Raw genomic sequence first — 19393 nt, 5'->3', positions numbered from 1 at the left:
TAGCCTATAGAAGGTTTACACGCTTTTTTTCATTTGGATTCAATTGCTTTTACAAGGCGAACGAGCCAATATAAAAAAATCCAGGGGAGTATATAAGTTGTTGTGACACGTACTACGTGAGGGAGAAGTGCGAAGGTAGCATGAAAATTGAAAATTGGTAGTAGTAAATAGTTAATAGCAATAATGAATATAATAACAAGGAATGTGTAATTGAGCTTACTATGTTTTTTTATCATTGTTCCTCCTTTTACAAAATTATCCACAATTCATATAAGTATATCAAAAATATGAATAAGAAGGAACGTGTTTTTGTAGCTGAAAAGCTCCACTGTTTTCATGGAATTTGCTATAATAAAACCAAGAACAAACGTTCCTTAAGAGGTGAAAAACATGAGAGAAATGTACCCGAAAAATGGTCGTGTCATTCTGCATGTTGATATGAATTGTTTTTTCGCATCGGTTGAAATTGCACATGATCCATCGTTAAAAGGAAAACCGTTAGCGATTGCAGGAAATGAAAAAGAGCGAAAAGGAATTATTGTGACATGCAGCTATGAAGCGAGAGAATACGGGATACGTACAACGATGCAACTTTGGGAAGCAAAGAAGTTATGTCCCCATTTAATTGTGAAGCAGCCGAATTTTACATTATATCGGGAAGCTTCTTTTCAAATGTTTCAAATTCTCTCTCGTTTCACAGAGAAAATACAACCGGTATCGATAGATGAAGGATATTTAGATATTACAGACTGTTATGCGCTTGGTGCGCCAATTGAAATTGCAAAAATGATTCAACAGACATTAATAACAGAATTGCAACTTCCATGCAGCATCGGGATAGCGCCAAATCTCTTTCTTGCGAAAACAGCTTCTGATATGCAAAAGCCGCTCGGTATTACAGTGTTGCGAAAGCGAGATATTCCGTATATGCTTTGGCCACGTTCCGTTGAAAGTATGCATGGAATTGGGAAGAAAACAGCAGAGAAATTAAATGAAATTCATATATATACGATTGAACAGTTAGCAAAGGGAGACGAACATATTATTCGCGCGAAGCTTGGAAAGCATGGTGTTGATTTACAAAAGCGGGCAAAAGGTATCGATGATCGAAAGGTTGATCCAAATCAAATGGGGCAACATAAAAGCGTCGGAAACTCAATGACTTTTTCAAAGGATATGGATGAAGAGAAAGAATTGTTTGATATGCTGAAGAAATTATCAAAATCTGTAAGCCGTAGATTACAAAAACGTACGCTCGTTAGCTATAATATTCAAATTATAATGAAATATTATGATAGACGTACAATCACGCGAAGTAAACAATTAAAAAATGCAGTTTGGGAAGAGCGTGATATATTTCAAGCAGCTTCTCGTTTATGGAAACAACATTGGAATGGTGATCCTATTCGTTTACTCGGTGTTACAGCGACTGAATTAGAATGGAAAACAGAATCGGTAAAACAATTAGATTTATTCTCATTTGAGCAAGATGCAAAAGAAGAGCCGTTATTAGCCGTTATCGAGCAAATTAATGATAAGTATGGAATGCCTCTGTTACAACGAGGGAGTCAATTGTTACGCAAACAAGAGAAATCGTTCCAGCAAAGATTAGAAAATAAATTTCTATAAAAAGTGCCATGATCACATATAAGCATCATGACACTTTTTCTTTTAGCGAGAGTTTGGGAACACTCTTCGAACCGTTTCATTAAATTCCTCGATTAATCCTCTTACTGGTCTCCCTTGATCAATTTTTGCAGCATAATCTCTCATACGATCAACGAAATCAGGGTTTGAAGAAACAAAGACATAACGAATATTTGGATCAGTTGCTCTCACTTGATCGGCAACTCTTTTTTCTAATTCTTTTGTGAGTTCCCCTTTTACATTATCACGTAAAACAACAGCAACGTAGGCGTTTCTATTTGTAACAATTACATTCGCTGTATTTATTTCTTTTAGCTTTACAATGCGGTCTGCTGCTTTAGTGGCTATGTGCAGTCGTGTGTCATTGTTTGTTATATCATTTGGGACATTTCTTCCTCTTTGAAGATCTGTTTGATTTCCTTCGTATCTAACATTTCGAATGTTATCGTTATTTCGATTATCTAAGGCGTTATCTTTTTGATTTCCGGCACAGCCAAAGAGCGAAATGGTTGCTAGTGAAATAATGGAACATATTTTAAGCTTTTTCATTGCTCTTCCTCCTTCATGGTATTATGTTTTTAAAATGACCAATAGGAGATTTATTATTCATATTGAAACGGACATATTTTTTCTAGAGTGGATCGAAAACGATATGAATAGTTGATAAATGAGGCAGAAAAGAATAGGGTGTCTTTTGATGAGTTGACTGAGAAATATATGTAATAGGAAATGGGGGATATGAAATGAGTAAGAAAGCACCCATTTGGGTGCTTCCTTACTTTATAGATTATGAGATCGTAGGATTTGTATAAATAACAATCTCTGCATTGTTTGCTGTTGAAATACGTTGTGCATAATATGTAATAGAGGAAGAGATGTATTCCGGTACCGTTTGATTCGTATGCGATGATGTATACTCATAGATTAATTCCTTTAAAGTTGACCACTTTAGCTGGGCTCGGTAATTAGAAACAAATGAGCTTACCCAACGATCAAATGAAGACGAAAAATCAGTTTGTAAACGAAATACTTCTTTCATAATAAGACGCTCCCTTTATTTTTCATACAATTATTTTACTATAAAATGAGAACGATATTAAAAAAATATTACGTATTGTTCGGTTTATACTGTTGTCTAGACGGCTACTTAAGGAGATTACATTTGCCATTTTACATAACATTCCGTAAGATGAAAGATAGATTATATAAAGAGCTGGAGGAAAGAAAGTGGAATTTGTGTTTTTAGGAACTGGTGCAGGTGTTCCTTCAAAAGGAAGAAATGTTTCAGCTATCGCTTTACAGTTATTAGAAGAAAGAGGGGGAACATGGCTATTTGATTGTGGTGAAGCAACGCAACATCAAATTTTACATACATCTGTACGTCCACGTCGGATTGAAAAAATATTTATTACGCATTTACATGGCGATCATATTTTTGGGTTACCAGGTTTATTAGGAAGTCGTTCTTTTCAAGGAGGAACAACGCCGTTAACGGTATATGGCCCAAAAGGAATTAAACAGTTTATTGAAGTTGCTTTATCAGTGAGTACAACACATGTGAAATACCCGCTTGAAATTATAGAAATTACTGAAGAGGGTGTTGTCTTCGAAGACAAACAATTTTATGTTGAAACAAAGAGACTGTCACATGGGATTGAATGTTTTGGATACCGAATTGTTGAGAAAGATATACAAGGCGCTCTTCTTGTTGAGAAGTTACGAGAAGCTAACGTGAAACCAGGTCCGATTTTTAAACGTTTAAAAGATGGAGAAATCGTTGAATTAGAAGATGGAAGAGTGTTAGATGGGAAGGACTTTATTGGGCCGCCGCAAAAAGGAAGAATTATTACCATTTTAGGGGATACTCGTTATTGTGATGCGAGTAGAATTCTCGCCCAAGATGCTGATGTACTTGTACATGAGGCGACATTTGCAGCAGCAGATCAAACCCAGGCTCATGATTATTTTCATTCCACAACTGAGCAGGCGGCACGCATTGCACGAGAAGCAAACGTGAAGCGTTTAATATTGACACATATTAGTTCACGTTATCAAGGCGATATGTATAAGGAATTGTTGCGAGAAGCAAAAGCGTTATTTGCTCATACAGAAATAGCGATGGATTTGAAGTCATTTCCAGTAGAAAGATAACATTTTCCAAACAATGGCAACAAAAGTTTGCCATTGTTTTATTTTGAAAAAATTTTTTAAAAACTATTTATTGGTAAAGCTGTTATCATTAAATAGTTTTATTATATGGTACAGTGATGTTAAAATGTTAGGATATTCTGTAAAGAAGAGCAGCATATGATTCGATTTAAAAAACTGTTATATAAATAAATAGATATATTATTGATACAATAAAAAGAAATTAGCATCAATTCAGAAATTTAAAAATTCAACAAAAGTAAGCGTTTCAAAAAAAACAAGCTATAATGAGGGCAAATCACAATTTATCGTGAGTTACATCGTGCATTTTAGCCATTTTTCGTAACGAAACGAAATTGACTAAAGGAGAGGGCAACATGGAGATTATTAAAGGAACTGTACTATTACTATTTGTATTAAGTCTTTTCTCACTCTTTAGTTTTAAAGCGCCAAATGGTATGAAAGCAATGGGAGCTTTAGCAAGCGCCGCTGTTGCGAGTTTCTTAGTTGAAGCATTTCAATTATACGTTGGTGGAGATCTACTAGGAATTGACTTTTTGAAAGAAGTTGGGAAATCATCTGGTAACCTAGGAGGGGTTGCGGGTGCAACGCTTGTTGCATTAGCGATGGGTGTATCCCCTGTTTATGCTATGCTTGTCGGGGCTTCTGTGTTAAAGTTTGGATTGTTGCCAGGTTTTATCGCTGGTTATCTTATATCATTTTTAGTAAAACAAATTGAAAAACGTGTGCCAGAAGGATTAGATTTAATTGCCTGTATTGTTATTGCAGCGCCATTAACAAGACTCATTGCACAAGGAATGGATCCGATTGTAACAGCAACATTAAAGCAAATTGGCGGGGTTATTACATCGTCAACGAATGCGAATCCAATTATTATGGGAATTATTTTAGGTGGTATTATTACAGTTGTTGCAACAGCACCACTGAGTTCAATGGCATTAACTGCGCTTCTTGGGTTAACAGGATTGCCAATGGCAATAGGAGCACTTGCGGTAACGAGTTCTTCTTTTATGAACTATGTATTCTTTAAACGAATGAAGTTTGGAGATAAGCGTACGACAATTGCGGTAGCAATTGAACCGTTAACACAAGCAGATTTAATTTCTGCAAATCCAATTCCGGTGTATGTAACGAACTTTATCGGTGGTGCAGTAGCGGGGATTATTATTTCAATGTTCGAACTTGTAAATAACGCTACAGGAACGGCAACACCAATTGCTGGTCTGATGGTGATGTATGGGTTTAATGATCCTATGAAAGTAACAATATGTTTCTTATGTATTATGGTATCTGGTCTTGTATCAGGTTATATTGGTTCACTTTTATTTAAAAATTATCCAATTCGTACAGCAGAACAAATTCGTGGTACGGATGGGAAAGCAACAGATGCAGCAGCTTAATAGAATAGTAGTAAATCATTTTTCATAGATGCTTAGGGGGAATTATGATGAAGTATCGCTCAGTATTTGATATTATCGGTCCAGTTATGATTGGGCCATCAAGTTCACATACAGCAGGCGCAGCAAGAATGGGGCAAGTTGCTCGTCAGCTTTTTCGACAAGAGCCGGAAAGAATTATTATTTCTTTATACGGGTCATTTGCTAAGACATACCGTGGTCACGGAACAGATGTAGCACTAATTGGAGGAATTCTTGGCTTTGAAACCGACGATGTAAGAATTCCTAATTCGCTAGAAATTGCAAAGGAGCGCGGGATTGAAATTGACTTTATTGAAGAAGAAGCGAATGCACCGCATCCGAATACCGCTCGAATTCGTTTATACAAAGGTGAAGAAGAAATTGAAGTAGTTGCTTGTTCAATTGGTGGCGGGAAGATTGAAGTTGTCGAATTAAATGGGTTTGATTTACAACTATCGGGAACGAGTCCTGCGCTTCTTATTGTGAATAACGACCGTTTTGGAGCCATTGCATCTGTAGCTTCTATACTTGCAAAGCATGAAATTAATATTAGTACAATGAGCGTTTCACGTAAGGAAAAGGGAAGAAAAGCGCTTATGGTTATTGAAACAGATGAATTATTGGAAAATGAAGTGATTGAAGAGATAAAAGAACAATCTAATATTTGTCAAGTAACGATTATGGACTAATTGCAGGGGGGACACACCATGTTTCGGAATGCAGCGGAACTAGTGGCGCAAGCTAAAGAACAAAATGTAAAAATTGCAGAAATCATGATTCAATGTGAAATGGAAACAAGAAGAATTTCTCGTGAAGAAGTAATCGCTGGAATGGAAAAGAATTTAGTAGTGATGGAGCAAGCAGTGGAGCGAGGAATTCGCGGTGTGAAATCACCAACTGGTTTAACAGGCGGTGATGCTGTGAAGGTACAAGAGTATATAAAGACTGGAAAAGGTCTATCGGGACATACGATTTTAGATGCAGTGAGCAAAGCTGTTGCAACAAATGAAGTCAATGCGGCGATGGGAATTATTTGTGCAACACCAACAGCTGGCTCTGCTGGAACAGTGCCAGGTGTACTTTTTGCATTAAAAGAAAAGTTGCAACCAACACGTGAAGAAATGATTGAATTTTTATTTACAGCAGGAGCATTTGGTATGGTTGTTGCGAATAATGCATGTATTTCAGGTGCAGCTGGAGGGTGCCAAGCTGAAGTTGGATCGGCAAGTGGTATGGCAGCAGCGGCAGCTGTTGAAATGGCAGGTGGGACACCAGAACAAGCTGCTACAGCAATGGCAATCGCCTTGAAAAATATGTTGGGATTAGTATGTGACCCTGTTGCCGGACTAGTAGAAGTGCCATGTGTAAAGCGGAATGCAGCAGGTGCTTCCAATGCGATGATTGCAGCGGACTTGTCATTGGCTGGTGTGACAAGCATGATCCCGTGTGACGAAGTGATTGAAGCAATGTTTAGAATTGGCCAAACAATGCCAGTTGCACTTCGTGAAACAGCAGAAGGTGGACTTGCAGCAACACCGACTGGACGTCGTTTACAAGAAGAGATTTTTGGAAAGAAATAATATAAGATAGAAAAAGCGGAGCTCAAGTTTATTTTTAAGCTCCGCTTTTTCTTATTTTTTTGTTAGTTGATCCAGTGTTTTACCAAGGTCTTGTGATCGTTTTGTGGCTTCTGTAATACAGGAGATAAGAGCTTTCTGAAAATCAAAACTTTGAAGCACTTCTATACCAGCTTCTGTTGTCCCGCCAGGAGAGGTAATTTCTTTTCGCAAAATAGAAGGATGCTTCGTATTATTTTTAAGCATCTCAGCAGCTCCAATCATTGTTTGTAAAATAAGCGATTTTGCTATAGATTCTTTTAAACCGATTTGCTTCGCAGCTTCTTCCATGGCTTCCACTACATAATATATGTACGCAGGACCACTTCCAGATAATGCAGTAACAGCATGCATATCTTCTTCTTTCACTACTGAAACAATACCAATTGTTTCGAATAAAGACTTGGCAATCTCGATGTGCTGCTTTGTTGCGTGTATGGATGGAGAGATTGCTGTTGCAGATTTTAAAATAGCAGCTGATGTATTTGGCATGGCGCGGATTATTGGGACATTTTTTTGAAGAAGCTTAGCAATCGAATGGGTGGAAACACCTGCTAGTAATGAGATTACGAGGTGCGCATTTGTTATATGCTTTTTAAGCGGTACAATCGCTTCTACTATATCTTTTGGCTTCATTGCGAGAAAGAGAATATTTGCGTTTGTGAGTAATGCTTGTTTATCATGTGTTCCTTGTACACCATATTTTGTATGTAACGCTTGTAGTCTTGCTTCATTGGAGCGGTTACTGATAGTAATTTGTTTCGCGCTTACTATATTTGCATCTAATAGACCAGAAATAATTGCTTCAGCGATAGAACCAGCTCCTAAAAAGGAAATATTTTGAATGGACATGATGTGCCCCCTTTATTTTTAATGAATGTACATATCTTCGCTTTAGGCTAGAAAATCCCTTCTTTTTATCTGAAAATAATGACAAAATTTTGTGGAAGTTGTAAACTGAAGAGAGATTCATTTTGAAGCGGAGAGACAGGGGGGCATAAACATGGTAAAGATTCATCGAATGGAGATTCCTGTTCCATTTGCAGTTGAAACCGTAAATGTGTTTTTAGTTGAGGGGGAGACTTTAACATTAATTGATACGGGAACAAATACAGAGAACGCTAAGAAATCTTTAGAACACCAGCTAGGTGTTCTAGGATATAAAATAGAAGATATTGAAACAGTGGTCATTACACATCATCATGCTGATCATTGTGGACTTTTAAACATTTTTTCAGCTCATTCTAATATTGTTGGGCATCCTTGGAATGAACCTTGGATTACGCAAGATCCTCAATTTTTAAAGCGTTATCAACAATTTTTTAAAGAGGCTGCACGACAGTTCGGTGTACCAGAGGCATTTTTAAATCATGAAGGATTACTAACGAAGAAAACACTTCAATATTCTTGTAAGAGATCGTTAACTCATACAGTACGAGAAGGCGATTATATTGACGCTTTGCCTGAATTTCAAGTGATTGAAACACCTGGGCATGCTTCTACACATATTTCTTTATACAGGGAACGCGATGGATTATTAATCGGTGGAGATGCTTTAATTCGTCATATTTCTTCTAATCCAATATTAGAACCACCATATGAAGGGGAGTCAGAAAGGGCAAGGCCTTTATTACAATATAATCAAACGTTAAGACGATTAAGCAAAATGAATCTTTCACGTATCTTATCTGGACATGGAGAAGATATTGTAAATGTGAACGAGCTAATCGAGAGTCGATTACAAAAACAAGAAACACGAGCGTTGAAAGTATTAGAGTTATTAAAAGAAAAACCGATGACAGCTTTTGAAATATGTGTAAAGCTATTTCCTGTTTTATATAAAGAGCAATTGCCACTTACTCTTTCAGAAACGGTTGGACAATTAGACTTTTTAGCATATAATCAACAAGTAATGATTGATGAATCCTTGCCACAATTGATTTATTATGCAAAGTAGGTGACAGCAATGACAGGACGTTTACAAGAACAAGTAATCGTCATTACAGGTGCTTCCAGCGGGATTGGAGAGCAAATTGCAATGCAGGTGGCAGAGCAAGGAGCAATTCCTGTTTTGATCGCTCGAACAGAAGAGAAATTAAAGAAATTAATGAACAAGATAAAAACGACTTATCATACGCCGTGTTACTATTACCTATTGGATGTGAGTGATGAGAACGCGGTCGAAACTGTATTTGCACAAGTATTGCAAGACATTGGAAAGATTGACATACTCGTGAACAATGCTGGGTTTGGTATTTTTAAAACATTTGAGGATGCTTCTATGCATGAGGTGAAAGGTATGTTTCAAGTGAACGTATTCGGATTAGTCGCTTGTACTAAGGTGGTTTTACCTCATATGATCGAGCGAAATGAAGGGCAAATTATTAATATTGCTTCATTAGCAGGAAAAATTGCAACACCAAAATCCAGTGCTTATGCTGCTACAAAGCATGCTGTATTAGGGTTTACAAATAGTTTGCGCATGGAACTTTCCAATACGAATATTTATGTAACAGCAATTAACCCAGGACCAATTGATACGAACTTTTTTGACATTGCTGATCAATCAGGTACATATGTAAAAAATATGGGACGTTACATGTTAAAGCCAACATATGTAGCTGGACAGATTGTAAAGGCAATGCATACGAAAAAGAGAGAAGTGAATTTGCCAAAATGGATGGGGATTGGTCCAAAGCTTTTTGCGTTATCCCCAGGTTTATTTGAAAGAATTGCAGGTAAATCGTTAAGTAAAAAATAGGAGATTTCTATATGAAGTCTCCTATTTTTTATTTTCCTGTAATATAGTCATAAACAATATCTTCAACTGCTTCGTATACATCCACATCAGGATCTGAACCAATCATCGTTTGGATGCTTTGAATTAATATTTCCTCATCTTCTTTTGAAATAGGACTACATTGATATTGCCCAAAACTTTTTATCATCATTTTCTCGATTAATTTTTTATTCATGTTTATCCTCACTCACATGTATCCGTATATTGCTTTTATTGTACTTGAAGTATATGAAAAATACTAGTATAGGGCACTTTTGTATAAAAATTCAATTCAAATATCATTTTATTAGTAAAATTAAGGTTTTATAACTTTTTATAATTAATAAATATTTAATTGACTCTATAAATATCCAATATTATAATCATACTTAATTTAAATAATCTATATAAGGAGGAAAATATGAAAGTTGCAATTATTGGAGCAACGGGGTACGGAGGAATTGAGTTAATTCGGTTATTACACCAACATCCGTATTTTTCTATTGTATCTATGCACTCCTTTTCACGAGTAGGAGAGCATATAACGAGTTCATATCCACATTTACGTCGTTTTCTTGTATATACATTGCAAGAAATCGATGTGGAATCGATTAAGAAAGAAGCGGATCTTGTTTTTTTAGCAACACCAGCAGGCGTTTCTGTCAAGCTAACCCCTCTTTTATTAAAAGCAGGCTTAAAAGTAATCGATTTATCCGGTGATTTTCGAATGGTCAATCCTTCTATATATGAAATGTGGTATAAAAAGCCTGCTGCAAGTGAGGAGTTTCTTCAAAAAGCAGTGTATGGATTAAGTGAGTGGAAAAGAGACAAGATTCAAAAAGCAGAGTTAGTTGCAAATCCTGGTTGTTTTGCTACAGCAACTTTATTAGCTATAGCACCGCTTATGCGAAATAAAATCATTGAGGAAGATTCGGTAATTATTGATGCCAAATCGGGTGTATCGGGTGCTGGAAAAATGCCGACTCATGCAGCTCATTTCCCAGAACTATATGATAATCTTCATATTTATAAAGTAAATGAGCATCAGCATATTCCAGAAATTGAACAAATGTTAATTGGCTGGAATGAACAAGCGAAGCCAATTACATTTAGTACACATTTAATACCAGTATCACGAGGGATTATGGTTACCCTTTATGCAAAAATAAGGCAACATGTTCAAATAGAAGAACTTCATAATTTGTATACAAATATCTATAAAAATTCTTATTTTGTCCGAATTCGCCCGCATGGAGAATTTCCAAGTATAAAAGAAGTAAGAGGATCAAATTATTGTGACATCGGCATTGCTTATGATGAAAGAACGAAAAGAATTACAGTGGTTGCTGTTATTGACAATATGATGAAGGGGGCGGCAGGGCAAGCTGTTCAAAATGCAAATTTAGTAGCGAGGCTAGATGAGAAAACGGGATTACAATATATACCAATGTATCCATAAGGAGGGAGAAAGGTGATTCAAACGGACTTTCTTACAAAAGTTCAGAATGATTCCATCGTCTCGCCGCAAGGTTTCTCAGCAATTGGAATCAAAACGGGATTGAAAAAAGAGAAAAAAGACCTTGGAGTCATTATATGTGATGTACCAGCAATCTGCGCTGCTGTTTATACAACAAATCAGATTCAAGCTGCACCAGTACAAGTGACGAAAGAAAGTGTCAGGGTGGATGGAACATTACAAGCAATTATTGTAAATAGCGGAAATGCAAATGCTTGTACGGGTATGAAAGGGCTAGAAGATGCGTATGAAATGCGCGCGCTGACAGCAAAACAATTTTCTATAAAAGAAAGTGATGTAGCTGTAGCTTCAACGGGAGTGATTGGAATACATTTACCGATGGAAGTCATTCGCACGGGCATTTCAGCACTTGTACCGATGAAAGAGAAAGAAAAAGCAGAGTCTTTTTATGAAGCAATCTTAACAACAGATCTTGTAGAAAAACGATCTAGTTATCAATTCATGATGGAAGGAAAAAAAGTAACCATTTCAGGAGCTGCAAAAGGATCAGGAATGATACATCCCAATATGGCGACCATGCTTAGTTTTATTACAACAGATGCAAAAATAGAACGTGAATCATTACAAACAGCGTTATCAGAAGTAACAAATCGAACTTTTAATCAAATTATTGTTGATGGAGATACTTCGACTAATGACATGGTCATTGTTATGGCAAGTGGATTCGTAGAGACGACATCGATTCATAAAAATCATCCAGAGTGGAACAAATTTGTTATTGCATTGCAGTACGTTTGTGAGGATTTAGCAAAGCAAATTGCCAAAGACGGAGAGGGAGCTACTAAATTAGTGGAAGTAAATGTTTGCGGGGCACGAACGGAAGAAGAAGGAAGACAGATTGCTAAACAAATCGTAGGATCCAGTCTTGTCAAGACAGCAATGTATGGTGAAGATCCAAATTGGGGACGCATCATTAGTGCAATTGGTCAATGCGGGATAAAGATTGAACCTACTACTGTCGATATTGCAGTACAATCTATCACTGTACTACGAGAGAGTGAGCCGCAAATATTTTCAGAAGAAGAAATGGAACAACAATTACAAAAGGATGAAATTATCATTGATGTGCATCTACACTTAGGAGAAGAAAACGGGACTGCATGGGGGTGTGATTTAAGTTACGATTACGTAAAAATAAATGCTTGTTATCGTACATAAGGGGAGGAAAAAGATGAACGAGTGCATTGTAATAAAATGTGGGGGAAGTATGTTAGAACGTTTGGATAGCACCTTCTTTCATTGTATAGAGAAATTGAAAAGAAAGTATCGCATTGTTATTGTTCATGGCGGGGGACCCGATATTGATAAGATATTAAAAATATTTCAAATTCCAATTGAAAAGAAACACGGTTTACGAGTAACTTCACAAGAAGTTATGGAAGTGGTTCAAATGGTTTTATGCGGTAGTACAAATAAAAATTTAGTACAGAATTTCCAAAAGTATGGCTTACCTGCAATTGGATTTTCTGGTTGCGATGGGAAGTTGCTTCAGGCGAAGCCACTTAATGAGGAGATTGGTTATGTGGGAGAAGTGAGTAAAGTTGAGAGTTCCTTGCTAGAAGGAGTACTTAATTTGAATTATATTCCAATTATTGCTCCAATAGGGATAGGGGAGGAGCAAGTGTACAACATAAATGCAGATACAGCAGCTGCTGGAATTGCAGCGGCACTTGGAGTAAAAGAACTTATTTTTATAACAGATGTTGATGGAGTGCTATATGAAGAGAAAGTAGTTAAGAAAACAGATGAGATAGAAATTCTTGACATGATAGAGAAAGGGATTATTACAGGTGGAATGATTCCAAAAGTACAGGCTGCACTTGCTTCATTAAGGATGGGGATTCAAAGTGTAAGCATTGTCAATGGTACAAAAAATTTTATTGGATTAACCGGTGAATGGATTGGAACAACAGTAACAAGAGGGGGGATGCAGTGTGAAAAGTCGAATTTTTCCGACATATGTGAGGCGTGAAATAGAAATAGTAAAGGGAACTGGTACGAAAGTAATGGATAGAAGTGGAAAAGAGTACTTAGATTTTACATCTGGAATTGCCGTCTGCAATTTAGGACATTGTCACCCAAATCTGATTGAAAGTGTAACGAAACAACTACATGAAATGTGGCACATATCTAATCTTTTCTCGCATTCTATTCAAGAAGATGTAGCAAGATTGTTAACGGAAGGTAAGGAATTAGAATATGTATTTTTCTGTAATAGCGGTGCCGAAGCGAATGAAGCAGCATTGAAAATTGCGCGTAAATATACGGGGAAATCTCTTGTTTTAACGTTTCAGCAGTCTTTTCATGGTCGAACGTTTGGAACGATGAGTGCAACAGGACAAGAAAAGGTAAAAGGAGGATTTGGACCACTTCTTCCATCATTTTTACATCTTCCTTTCAATGATATAGCTACTCTTAGAGAAGCGATGAATCAAGATGTAGCCGCAATTATGGTTGAAATTGTTCAAGGAGAAGGCGGTGTTTTACTAGCTCATTACGACTTTTTGCAAGAAATTGAGAAGTTATGTAAAGAATATGGAGCTCTTTGTATTATTGATGAGGTGCAGACGGGAATAGGAAGAACAGGTACATTGTTTGCTTATGAACAGATAGGTCTATCTCCTGATATTGTAACAGTGGCAAAAGCGTTAGGAAATGGAATTCCAGTTGGAGCTATGATAGGAAGAGAAGAGTTAGCGGTGGCTTTTACATCAGGAACACATGGTTCAACATTTGGCGGGAATTATATTGCAATGGCTGCCGCCAAAGCAGTATTACAAATTATAAAACAACCATCATTTTTACAAGCGGTCAAAGAAAAAGGTGAGTATTTCTTGCAAAGGTTGAAACAAGAGTTGTTACACGTTGAAGACATTTGTGATATTCGTGGGCGAGGGCTTATGGTTGGGATTTCTTGTAAAAAGAATGTCTTATCTTATATTGAGCAATTAGAAAAAGAAGGGCTCCTTGTGCTGCAAGCTGGACCTAATGTGTTACGGCTATTACCACCATTAACTGTTACAAATGAAGAGTTAGAACAAGCCATATATATGATCAAAAAAGTAATCTGTACAAAAATATTACCATCTATATAAGGGGGAAATACGATGTCAATTGTACAAGTGCCGAAATTACAAACGAAATATGTATTAACTTTAGAAGAATTAACGCAAGAAGAAATCATTTCTATAATTGAGTTTGCCACATATTTAAAAAAGAATAAACATGAACCTTTTTTAAAAGGAAAAATATTAGGATTAATTTTTGATAAACAGTCTACTCGTACACGTGTCTCTTTTGAAGCAGGAATGATACAACTCGGTGGACATGGAATGTTTTTAAGTGGGAAAGACATGCAACTTGGAAGAGGGGAAAGTATTGCTGATACAGCAAAAGTCTTATCACAATATATTGATGGGATTATGATTCGTACCTTTTCACATGCACATGTTGAAGAACTTGCAAAAAAGGCTAGCATTCCTGTTATTAACGGATTAACAGATGACCACCATCCATGTCAAGCACTGGCAGATTTAATGACAATTTATGAAGAAGTTCATACATTTAAAGGAATAAAACTAGCTTATATAGGTGATGGAAATAACGTATGCCATTCTTTATTAGTAGCGAGTGCAAAAGTAGGAATGGATATGGCAGTTGCAACACCAAGAGGTTATGAGCCAAACGGGAGAATAATACAAAAAGCATTAGAAATTGCTGAAGAGACTGGAGCAAAACTTGAATTTTTTCATGACCCACAGCTAGCAGTAACAGGAGCTGATTTTGTTTATACTGATGTTTGGATGAGTATGGGTCAAGAAGGCGCTCAAGAAAAAAAGGTAATATTTCAGCCATTTCAAATCAATTGTGAACTTGTCCAATACGCGAAGAAGACATATCGTTTTTTACATTGTTTACCTGCGCATCGCGAGGAAGAAGTGACGAGTGAAATCATCGATGGTATGCACTCGATTGTTTTTACGCAGGCGGAGAATCGTTTGCATGCTCAGAAGGCTTTATTAGTAAGTATATTCGAGAACATGAAAGAACCTTCCTAGCACGGGAGGTTTTTGTGTCATTTTTATAAAACATAAAGTATGTTGGCAACTATGTTAAAGAGGTAATAAGCGAGCAAATAAGGGACAAAACATGTAAGCTCGTTTTGTTCGAAAGAGTGTCACATTCATTTTCTGACGTGAATATGTTTAAGAAAAGGAGGGGATGAGATGCACTATTATTATGGAAATCAAATCAATCCATATGTATATTATTATCCCGCTTTTATAAGGCAGCTACCGCATTCGTATGAACAGCCTTCTCAGGAACTAAGGCCGTACTTAACAACTTGGCCATATTCAAATGTATATTATGGTAACTATTATGAATCATAAAGCTGCTTCTTTCTGAAGCAGCTTTATACATTTGTTTTCAAAATTAAATTTTGAATCGTTTGAAGAGAATGAATGAGTTGTTCGCGCTCTCCTTTAGATAATGTTTGGAAACTTTCTTTTAGTTTGTCTAAAATAAATTGCTGATATTGACTTACTATTAATTTCCCTTCAGATGTAAGAGAAATTAATATGACCCGTCGATCTTTTTCGCTATAATGACGCTCTATCAATTCCTCTTGAATTAATTTATTTAATAGAGGTGTCATATTGGGCCTTGAAATCGCTAAACGCTTTCCAATTTCTGATACTGTTAATGTACCGTGTTCATGTAATAGCAATAACACCTGTGTATGAGATGGTGGCATGTGCCTTTGAGAAGGAAATTCTCCAGGAAGCATAAATTTGCGATAAAAAAGGGGCACTAACGAAAGAAGATGATCAACAATACGTTCCCACTCGCGTGATTCCATATAAAGGCCTCCTTCCATGATTATTGTAACAAAAAAGGTATCGTATAAAAATAGGATTGTTTGGAGCTACCTTAATATTTATAGGACAATACTTGTTTTGTAAATGCATTGGCGATAACTTCATAGCCTTTATCATTTGGATGTACTTGATCATAGAGCAATTCTTTTTTATCATTTGATATTAATTTTCGAATCGGTACAACAATGGACGGTGGATTCGCTTTTGAAATGGAGTAAACAGAATCATTCCAACCATCTAAAAACATATCTGCATACGAGGCGATAGAATCGTCAAGTTGCAAAGGGTTATAGAGTTCAGATAAAATGAGTAAAGCATTTGGATTAAGAGAACGAACTGTCTTCACAATCGTTTTTACATCTGCTTCAAACCGTGCTTTTTCTTTGTTTAACATTTTTATACCATCTATAACACCTACATCGCGCTTGAGACGAAATAAATTATTTCCTCCAATATTAATCGTAATTATATGTGCCTCTCTCATTTTTTGCTGTACATCTTCTGACTGTATCTTTTTGATGAGACGATCTGTTGTAAGGCCGTTTACACCAAGATTTTCTACACGGATCGGCTTATGGATTTGTTCTTCAATTTGTTTGGAAGCCAATTCTGCAAATCCTCCTTGAGTAGAACCATATCCTTTGGCGAGCGAGTCGCCTAGTACAAGATGATAAAACGAATCATTTGTTTGTTTATCAATCCAATGAGAGGGAGATGTTTTTGTTATTTTTCCTCTATTTTCTTTTTGTATTGTCTCATCGTTCTTTTCAAAGTATGAATAAGAAATGACTAGAAGGAGGAGACAAACAATAACGAAGATGACCTTTTTCATACATTTATCCTCCTTGTAATTGGTAATTGTATCATATTGGACAGTATAAGCAACGGAAGGATATATTATATTTTTATGAAAAGTTTACAATAACTTTACAGAAAATTTGTAGAAGTATGTCAAAAATTATTGACGATATGAAAGTATGTTCGATATGATAATGTCAGATAAGTAACGACATATCGCTCTGTTAAGAAGAAAAAAGAGAGAAAGGTATTACAAGCTTATTGTATTTGGGACAATTTTATAAGGGGGATTTTTTGTGAAAAAATCAAAGAAAGTGTTAGCCGGAGCAACGCTTGCATTAGGTGTTATAGCCCCGCAAGTAGCACCAACTATTGCTCATGCGGAAGGACAGGCGGAGGAGAGCACAGTTCATTTACGAATTTTAGAAACATCTGATATTCATGTGAACTTAATGAATTATGATTATTATCAAACAAAAACTGATAATAAAGTAGGGCTTGTTCAAACGGCAACGCTTGTGAATAAAGCGCGTGAAGAAGTAAAAAACTCTGTTTTATTTGATGACGGAGATGCGATACAAGGAACACCCCTTGGGGACTATGTAGCGCAAAAAGGGTTGGACGGGAATTATGTACATCCATTATATCGTGTAATGAATTTAATGAAGTATGACGTCATTTCTTTAGGAAATCATGAGTTTAACTATGGCTTAGATTATTTAAAGAAAGCAATTAGTAAGACTGAATTCCCAGTTATTAATTCAAATGTTTATAAAGATGACCATGATGATAATGAAGGAAATGATGAAAATTACTTTAAACCATATCATATTTTTGAAAAAGAAGTAGAAGATGAATCTGGTCAAAAGCATAAAGTGAAGATTGGTGTAATGGGATTTGTACCACCACAAATTATGAACTGGGATAAGGCGAATTTGGAAGGAAAAGTAAAAGCGAAAGATATCGTCCAAACTGCTAAGAAAATGGTTCCAAAAATGAAAGCAGAAGGCGCAGATATTATCGTTGCGCTAGCGCACTCTGGCGTGGATAAAAGCGGTTACAATACAGGGATGGAAAATGCATCATTTTATTTAACAGAAGTTCCTGGTGTTGATGCAGTATTGATGGGACATTCACATACAGTAGTCACAGATACATTTAACGGTGTACCTGTTGTAATGCCAGGTGTTTTCGGTAGCAACTTAGGCGTTATTGATATGCAGCTGAAAAAAGTAGATGGTAAGTGGCAAGTTCAAAAGGATAAATCTACTCCAACAGTTCGCGCTATTGCAGATAGTAAAGGGAACGCATTCGTTCAATCTGATCAAAGATTAGTTGACGAGATTAAAGAGGAACACGAAGCGACGATTCAATATGTTAATACACCTGTTGGGAAAACAACAGCGCCAATTAATAGTTATTTTTCACTTGTGCAAGACGATCCATCGGTCCAACTTGTGACACAGGCACAGAAATGGTATGTAGAAAAGTTGTTTGCTGAAAATGGACAATATAGTAAGTATAAAGGTATTCCTATATTATCGGCAGGTGCGCCATTTAAGGCGGGGGGAAGAAATGGTGCGACATATTATACAGATATTCCAGCAGGTACTCTAGCCATTAAAAACGTAGCAGATTTATATGTGTATCCGAATACGTTATATGCTGTGAAAGTAAATGGTGCACAAGTAAAAGAGTGGCTTGAAATGTCGGCAGGGCAGTTTAATCAAATTGACCCAGCTAAATCTGAAGAACAATCACTTGTTAATATAAGCTATCCTACATATAATTTTGATATTTTAGATGGCCTGAAATATGAAATTGATGTTACACAACCAGCGAAGTACGATAAAGACGGAAAAGTGGTACATCCAACTGCAAATCGCATTGTCAATATGACATATGACGGAAAACCGGTAACAGATGAACAAGAATTTATTGTTGCTACAAATAACTATCGTGGTAGCAGTCAAACATTCCCTGGTGTAAATAAAGGGGAAGTGGTGTATCAATCACAAGATGAAACGCGTCAAATTATTGTGAAATATATGCAAGAGACACCAGTTATTAATCCAGCGGCAGATCAGAACTGGACATTTAAACCAATCCATGCTGAAAAGTTAAATATTACATTTGATTCTTCGCCAAATGCACAAAAGTATATTACGAAAGATGGAAACATTTCTTATGTTGGTCCATCTGAAAATGAATTTGCAAAATATGCAATTGACTTAACGAACAAGAATGAAGAAGAGAAGTCGGTGCCACCAGTAGCAGATGAAGGAAATGAAGAAGAGAAGCCGGCACCACCAATAGCAGATGAAGAAAATAAAGGAGATCAGGCAACACCAGATACTATAAATAAAAATGAAGATGTAACAACTACAAATGTAAGCGAAGAAAAAGAAACAAATAAAATAGAACGAGATCTTCCAAAAACGGGAGCAAATGTTTTTTCAACAATTGGGGCAGGACTTGCTTTTATTGGAGCAGGTATATTCATGTTATTTAGAAGAAAAAAAGCAAATAGATAAGTAAAAAGAGGATTA

Annotated in this window: 21 protein-coding genes; 14 read left to right on the top strand and 7 right to left on the bottom strand. The window is 36.4% G+C overall.

What is annotated here, in order from left to right; translation table 11 throughout:
- Nucleotides 1-29: 29 nt before the first annotated feature.
- Nucleotides 30-233 (bottom strand): hypothetical protein, encoded by a 204-nt coding sequence (locus tag MR058_RS09340; protein WP_242143800.1) that lies wholly within the window; start codon nt 231-233, stop codon nt 30-32.
- 157 nt (nt 234-390) lie between these two features.
- Between MR058_RS09340 and MR058_RS09335 the strand changes: the two genes are divergently transcribed.
- Complete coding sequence (locus MR058_RS09335) at nt 391-1629, top strand: DNA polymerase IV (protein WP_242143703.1); 1239 nt, start codon at nt 391-393, stop codon at nt 1627-1629.
- A gap of 42 nt (nt 1630-1671) precedes the next feature.
- Here the strand turns inward: MR058_RS09335 and MR058_RS09330 are convergent, their stop codons facing one another.
- On the bottom strand, nt 1672-2196 hold the full coding sequence (locus MR058_RS09330) for a YhcN/YlaJ family sporulation lipoprotein (RefSeq protein ID WP_242143702.1): 525 nt from the start codon (nt 2194-2196) through the stop codon (nt 1672-1674).
- A 238-nt stretch (nt 2197-2434) separates the two neighbouring features.
- Nucleotides 2435-2686 (bottom strand): DUF3932 family protein, encoded by a 252-nt coding sequence (locus MR058_RS09325; RefSeq protein WP_242143701.1) that lies wholly within the window; start codon nt 2684-2686, stop codon nt 2435-2437.
- Nucleotides 2687-2874: 188 nt separating this feature from the next.
- Between MR058_RS09325 and rnz the strand changes: the two genes are divergently transcribed.
- The 4 genes from rnz (at nt 2875) to sdaAA (ending at nt 6814) form a co-directional block, all read left to right on the top strand.
- On the top strand, nt 2875-3798 hold the full coding sequence (rnz, locus tag MR058_RS09320; protein WP_242143700.1) for a ribonuclease Z: 924 nt from the start codon (nt 2875-2877) through the stop codon (nt 3796-3798).
- Nucleotides 3799-4172: 374 nt separating this feature from the next.
- On the top strand, nt 4173-5216 hold the full coding sequence (locus MR058_RS09315) for a PTS sugar transporter subunit IIC (RefSeq protein ID WP_242143699.1): 1044 nt from the start codon (nt 4173-4175) through the stop codon (nt 5214-5216).
- 47 nt (nt 5217-5263) lie between these two features.
- Nucleotides 5264-5923: an L-serine ammonia-lyase, iron-sulfur-dependent subunit beta gene (gene sdaAB, locus MR058_RS09310; protein WP_242143698.1), complete on the top strand. Its 660-nt coding sequence runs from the start codon at nt 5264-5266 to the stop codon at nt 5921-5923.
- Between the two features lie 18 nt (nt 5924-5941).
- On the top strand, nt 5942-6814 hold the full coding sequence (gene sdaAA / locus MR058_RS09305) for an L-serine ammonia-lyase, iron-sulfur-dependent, subunit alpha (protein WP_242143697.1): 873 nt from the start codon (nt 5942-5944) through the stop codon (nt 6812-6814).
- Nucleotides 6815-6865: 51 nt separating this feature from the next.
- Here sdaAA and proI read toward each other — a convergent pair whose 3' ends face one another.
- Complete coding sequence (gene proI / locus MR058_RS09300; protein ID WP_242143696.1) at nt 6866-7702, bottom strand: pyrroline-5-carboxylate reductase ProI; 837 nt, start codon at nt 7700-7702, stop codon at nt 6866-6868.
- Between the two features lie 151 nt (nt 7703-7853).
- Here proI and MR058_RS09295 point away from each other — a divergent pair, with 151 nt between their 5' ends.
- Nucleotides 7854-8807, top strand: a complete 954-nt coding sequence (locus MR058_RS09295) for an MBL fold metallo-hydrolase (RefSeq protein WP_242143695.1) — start codon at nt 7854-7856, stop codon at nt 8805-8807.
- A 9-nt stretch (nt 8808-8816) separates the two neighbouring features.
- Nucleotides 8817-9611 (top strand): SDR family NAD(P)-dependent oxidoreductase, encoded by a 795-nt coding sequence (locus MR058_RS09290; protein WP_242143798.1) that lies wholly within the window; start codon nt 8817-8819, stop codon nt 9609-9611.
- 28 nt (nt 9612-9639) lie between these two features.
- Here MR058_RS09290 and MR058_RS09285 read toward each other — a convergent pair whose 3' ends face one another.
- Nucleotides 9640-9825 carry a YqzH family protein gene (locus MR058_RS09285; RefSeq protein WP_242143694.1) on the bottom strand — a complete coding sequence of 62 codons (186 nt, stop codon included), beginning with the start codon at nt 9823-9825 and terminating at the stop codon, nt 9640-9642.
- Between the two features lie 225 nt (nt 9826-10050).
- On the opposite strand from MR058_RS09285, the gene argC reads away from it, so the two are divergent.
- From argC to MR058_RS09255, 6 genes are all read left to right on the top strand, one after another.
- Nucleotides 10051-11088 (top strand): N-acetyl-gamma-glutamyl-phosphate reductase, encoded by a 1038-nt coding sequence (gene argC, locus MR058_RS09280; protein WP_242143693.1) that lies wholly within the window; start codon nt 10051-10053, stop codon nt 11086-11088.
- A 12-nt stretch (nt 11089-11100) separates the two neighbouring features.
- Nucleotides 11101-12324, top strand: a complete 1224-nt coding sequence (gene argJ / locus MR058_RS09275) for a bifunctional glutamate N-acetyltransferase/amino-acid acetyltransferase ArgJ (protein ID WP_242143692.1) — start codon at nt 11101-11103, stop codon at nt 12322-12324.
- 13 nt (nt 12325-12337) lie between these two features.
- On the top strand, nt 12338-13138 hold the full coding sequence (gene argB / locus MR058_RS09270) for an acetylglutamate kinase (protein WP_242143691.1): 801 nt from the start codon (nt 12338-12340) through the stop codon (nt 13136-13138).
- Nucleotides 13101-14261 carry an acetylornithine transaminase gene (locus MR058_RS09265; RefSeq protein WP_242143690.1) on the top strand — a complete coding sequence of 387 codons (1161 nt, stop codon included), beginning with the start codon at nt 13101-13103 and terminating at the stop codon, nt 14259-14261. Before argB ends, MR058_RS09265 begins: the two co-directional genes overlap by 38 nt.
- Before the next feature lie 12 nt (nt 14262-14273).
- Nucleotides 14274-15224, top strand: coding sequence for an ornithine carbamoyltransferase (gene argF / locus MR058_RS09260; RefSeq protein WP_242143689.1), 951 nt, complete (start codon nt 14274-14276; stop codon nt 15222-15224).
- 168 nt (nt 15225-15392) lie between these two features.
- Nucleotides 15393-15557: a hypothetical protein gene (locus tag MR058_RS09255; RefSeq protein WP_242143688.1), complete on the top strand. Its 165-nt coding sequence runs from the start codon at nt 15393-15395 to the stop codon at nt 15555-15557.
- Nucleotides 15558-15580: 23 nt separating this feature from the next.
- Here the strand turns inward: MR058_RS09255 and MR058_RS09250 are convergent, their stop codons facing one another.
- The gene (locus tag MR058_RS09250; RefSeq protein ID WP_242143687.1) at nt 15581-16027 is read right to left on the bottom strand and encodes a MarR family winged helix-turn-helix transcriptional regulator; all 447 of its coding nucleotides are present in this window, start codon (nt 16025-16027) and stop codon (nt 15581-15583) included.
- 71 nt (nt 16028-16098) lie between these two features.
- Complete coding sequence (locus tag MR058_RS09245) at nt 16099-16878, bottom strand: GDSL-type esterase/lipase family protein (protein WP_242143686.1); 780 nt, start codon at nt 16876-16878, stop codon at nt 16099-16101.
- A 262-nt stretch (nt 16879-17140) separates the two neighbouring features.
- Between MR058_RS09245 and cpdB the strand changes: the two genes are divergently transcribed.
- Complete coding sequence (gene cpdB, locus MR058_RS09240; RefSeq protein WP_242143685.1) at nt 17141-19378, top strand: bifunctional 2',3'-cyclic-nucleotide 2'-phosphodiesterase/3'-nucleotidase; 2238 nt, start codon at nt 17141-17143, stop codon at nt 19376-19378.
- The last annotated feature ends 15 nt before the right edge of the window (nt 19379-19393 follow it).

Origin of the sequence: Bacillus cereus group sp. BfR-BA-01430, assembly GCF_022663115.1 — a bacterium.
GTDB lineage: Bacteria > Bacillota > Bacilli > Bacillales > Bacillaceae_G > Bacillus_A > Bacillus_A cereus_BD.
The sequence above is the reverse complement of the archived record's forward strand: the minus strand, read 5'-3'. Positions and strand labels throughout refer to the sequence as shown.